Origin of the sequence: Treponema sp. (assembly GCF_045641405.1) — a bacterium.
Taxonomy (GTDB): Bacteria; Spirochaetota; Spirochaetia; order Treponematales; family Treponemataceae; genus Treponema_D.
Genome location: NZ_JAZUGX010000031.1, coordinates 1 through 3,917 on the forward strand (window position 1 = coordinate 1; position 3,917 = coordinate 3,917).

Genomic DNA, 3,917 nt, shown 5'->3' on the forward strand with positions numbered 1-3,917 from the left:
GTTCAGAGTTAACGATTGTACCTGCAATTGCTGTTGCTGCAGCTGTTGCAGGGCTCATAAGGTGAACCATTCCGCCTTTTCCCATACGACCGTTGAAGTTGCGGTTTGTAGTTGAAGCACAAACTTCACCATTAGCAAGAACACCATTTGACATACCAAGACAGGCACCACAAGTTGGGTTTGTTACACAGAAACCTGCATCCATAAAGATGTCGATAAGGCCTTCCTGTACAGCCATTTTGTAAATTTTTGGAGTTGCAGGAGAAACGATACCGCGTACTCCTTCTGCAAGGTGGTGGCCTTTAAGAACTTCTGCAGCAATGCGAAGGTCAGAAATGCGACCGTTTGTACAAGAACCGATGTAAATCTGGTTTACTTTAGTTCCTTCCATTTCTTTGATTGTTTTTACCTGATCAGGTTTGTATCCGTGAGTACAAACAGGTTCAAGATCGCTCAAATCGAATGTGTAAACTTTTTCGAATTCTGCATCGTCATCAGATCTCCACTGAGCATAGTCAGCGATTGCATCTTCTTTTGTTTTGTAGTCGTCTTTGATAAATTCCCAAAGGTAATCTACAGTTTTTGCATCAGGGTAACAGATACCAGAAGTACCACCAGCTTCAACAGCCATGTTACAGAGAGTCATACGTTCTTCCATGCCGAAGTTATCGATTACAGGTCCTGTGAATTCAACTACACAGTTTGTTGCACCGTTTACACCAATCTGTGAAATGAGGAAAAGGATTACATCTTTTGCGTATACACCTGGTTTAAGTGTTCCGTTAAGAACGAATTTAAGAGTTTTTGGTTCGCGGAAAGAACATACTCCTTTGAGGATTCCAACTTCAAGGTCAGTAGTACCGACACCTGCGGCAAATGCACCGAAGGCACCATGTGTACATGTGTGAGAGTCTCCCATGATTACAGTAAATCCTGGGCGAACAAATCCTTTTTCAGGGAAGATAGCGTGACAAACACCATTTGCACCGATGTCAAAGAAATCTTTAATTCCCTGGCGGCATGCCCAGTCACGGAGAATTTTGCCCTGTTCTGCAGTTTTGGAATCTTTTGCAGGAGTTACGTGGTCAATAACAGCCTTGATTTTTGTGCAGTCAAAAACTTTGTCTTTGTTGCGTTCTACAAGGTCGTTGATAGCGATAGGAGTTGTGATTTCGTGGCAGAATACTCTGTCCAGTTTAAGAACATAAGTGTTTGGATAAGGAGTATCAACAAGATGTTTCTCAAAGATTTTCTGAGCAATTGTCTTTCCCATAATTTTCCTCGAATATATTAGATTTTAATTTCTTTAATAATATTAAATCGACTTTAGTATAATTAAAGTTTGAATAATCGTCAAGCAAAGAAAAAAAATTAGGTGAAAATGAAAAGATATCAATTCTAAAAAATTTTGCAATTTTATTCTAATAAAAAATGACTTTTTTTTGTGGGTCTATCTGGTCATTTTGGGGGCAAATTGGGGCGGTTTTAGAGCTTTTTTTCGCATCTAAAACCGTTTTTTTTATTGATTTTTAACTGTTTTTAACTGCTTTTTACGCCATTTTTCAGCGATTTTTTTGCCTGTTTTTCCATAAATAATGCATAAATCTTTGTAAAATTTGCATTGTGTACAGTCTTCCAGGCCTGGGCATTTATAGCCTTTTTCTTCAGCTGTCATGTGCTTTTTAGTCATGATTTACTCCTTAACAAGGATCTGAGTCCTTACAAAACATGACGAACTATCGCCTGGGTTCCGCTGAATCACTTCAGCGTATCACAATACCGCTTGTTCGTTTACTTTTTTATCATGCCTCCTTAAATATTCCCAAAAACCGCATTTCGTTCATATTCAGACAGACTGTTAAACCAGTTGGCAGCTACTTCTAGTGGTACCGGATGATCAGGAGACCACCCACAATCACAAGCACTGCGATAATCAGCTATAACACCATATTCTGGATCAATGTCCAGGCAATATCCAACATAACAACCACAAATTGCGCAGCTATGATGTGGTATAAACCTGATATTTTTAGTGATAACTAAGTTCTTGAATTCTTCTATAGACATCTGTTTACTCCTGCCTTAAGTCTTCCTCAGAGAAGAGGTTTTGTTGATCATCTTCATCGTTGTAAAGTTCTTTGATGCAATCATCTATGTCTGTAAAGGCTTTTTTGTGGTCTGCAATCTCTTCTGGAGTCATTTCGCGACCTTGCGTATTCATGTTGTTTTGCTCCTCTTCAATTGGCTTTTCAGCAAGCATATTTTTCATTACAAAGTCAATTAGGTTTTGTTTTGTGAGTTTCAACATGCCGTCTGAAATCATTCTTTCTACTGTTGGAATGGATACATTCAGGACTGCGGCAGCGTCTTGAATAGTAAGTTTTTCAGGTACTCCTGGTAAAAGTTCTATGCCGTTATATAGATTTTGCAAGAAGTTTCTGGCTTCTTCTTCGTCTATATAATTGTCCTGAATGATATCCATTTCTAACTCCTTTTATTCATGCAATTTGTTTTTTTGGTAGTGACTGTATGTATTCTTTAACAGCTTCTTCAACATCGTCTGCTGGATCTGCAAGATACTCTACGAATGACCACCAAGGCACTCTTAAAACTGATCTGATTTGTGTGCAATCTAGTTTGTAGTTGTAAATCAGGCCTTGCATCACATCTATGCTTATCCGTAATCTTGCAGCTACATCAGACAATGAATACATATATTGTGCTCCAATGTCTGCTCTATAAATCAATTCATCAATCAGTCTTTTCTTATCCTGTTGTGTTAATGGAGGCTGTTTTAAGTCCTCCGCAGAAAATAAATCAAACTTCATTCTTTGGTTTCCTTAAAATCAGATGATTAAAAACATACGCTCTGCAGATATAAATTTTGTCGCATGATGTGTCTAAAGCCTGGCAATAGTTATCTTTTTTTTGATGTAAACAATGCTTGCAAAAACCTTTATCACAAGGATGTGTAATTGATTTAATTTTAATGTTGTATCTTTCATCGTTGTTATATTTACTCATTTTTGTGTCCTTTCTACGTTACTTAGCCAGCCTTGAATTTGTCGCAGTTCTTTATCTGAACACTGACTTAAGTTTTCTTTCTGATGGCTTTTTAAGAAGCCTTTTAACCTTATATCCCACTCATCACCAAGTATTTTTTTAGCTCTAGCAATGATTGAATCTTGAAGCGTTCCATGGTGTTGTTCCCACTTGAAAAAGAACTTTTCTTTTCCTTTTCGTTCCAGAACCATGTTCATATCAGCAAAGATTTTGAACAAATCTTGCATGTCGCATTCTGTACAACTTTGATTCCCAGTAGCACCGTAAATTATCAATCTATACTCTTCATCAGTAAGCTGTGCTGCTGATTTTTGAGTATGAATCATGGCAATCAAACGGCTTCTATTAGATTTTTTCTTTGCCATTTGGACTCCTTATGCTGAAAGCTGATCCAACATCTTTTCTGTGATGGTGTCTAAAGCTGATGCTTTTGACATCTTTGAAAGTGCAATTGAATCATTGACTATTGAACGGAATCCACCGTTGGCGTGTCTTGCAAGGCGTTCTGCAGTTTCTCTTGTAATCTGGAGTCCTGCAGCTTCGTGATAGTAAGCGGCAACATCTACGCTTCTAGCTTTTTCAAACAAAACTACTGGTTGACGGATTCTTGAACGTAAGCGTGGAACTCTGTCTGTTTTGGTCTTTAAGCCTTCCTCTCCTACGAGTAAAAAAGGAAGATTACAACGTTCGTTGATGCCTCTAATCATTTCCAAAAGCTGAACTGGAAGTTTGTCTGCTTCATCAATGATTACCAAGCGGCGGTTGTATTTGCAGGCTTCTTCTAAGGTGGCTACACATCCGCTGAAGCTGTAAGGTCTTGTGTAAGCTATGGCATAGCAGATGTCACGCAAGAG

Annotated in this window: 7 protein-coding genes; all 7 read right to left on the reverse strand. The window is 38.4% G+C overall.

Going from position 1 to position 3,917, the window contains the following annotated elements:
* The coding region (locus ACKI39_RS04530; protein WP_407398085.1) for a 3-isopropylmalate dehydratase large subunit at positions 1-1,273 on the reverse strand (1,273 nt) is incomplete at its 3' end.
* A 246-nt stretch (positions 1,274-1,519) separates the two neighbouring features.
* Entirely contained in the window at positions 1,520-1,690 is a 171-nt protein-coding gene (locus ACKI39_RS04535) for a hypothetical protein (protein ID WP_407398087.1), read from the reverse strand.
* A gap of 122 nt (positions 1,691-1,812) precedes the next feature.
* On the reverse strand, positions 1,813-2,067 hold the full coding sequence (locus ACKI39_RS04540; protein WP_407398089.1) for a hypothetical protein: 255 nt from the start codon (positions 2,065-2,067) through the stop codon (positions 1,813-1,815).
* A gap of 4 nt (positions 2,068-2,071) precedes the next feature.
* Positions 2,072-2,482, reverse strand: a complete 411-nt coding sequence (locus tag ACKI39_RS04545) for a helix-turn-helix domain-containing protein (protein WP_407398091.1) — start codon at positions 2,480-2,482, stop codon at positions 2,072-2,074.
* Positions 2,483-2,498: 16 nt separating this feature from the next.
* Entirely contained in the window at positions 2,499-2,828 is a 330-nt protein-coding gene (locus ACKI39_RS04550) for a hypothetical protein (protein WP_407398093.1), read from the reverse strand.
* A gap of 192 nt (positions 2,829-3,020) precedes the next feature.
* Positions 3,021-3,428, reverse strand: coding sequence for a hypothetical protein (locus ACKI39_RS04555; protein ID WP_407398095.1), 408 nt, complete (start codon positions 3,426-3,428; stop codon positions 3,021-3,023).
* Positions 3,429-3,437: 9 nt separating this feature from the next.
* Positions 3,438-3,917, reverse strand: a 480-nt coding sequence (locus tag ACKI39_RS04560; protein WP_407398097.1) for an AAA family ATPase, incomplete at its 5' end; no start/stop codon positions are given.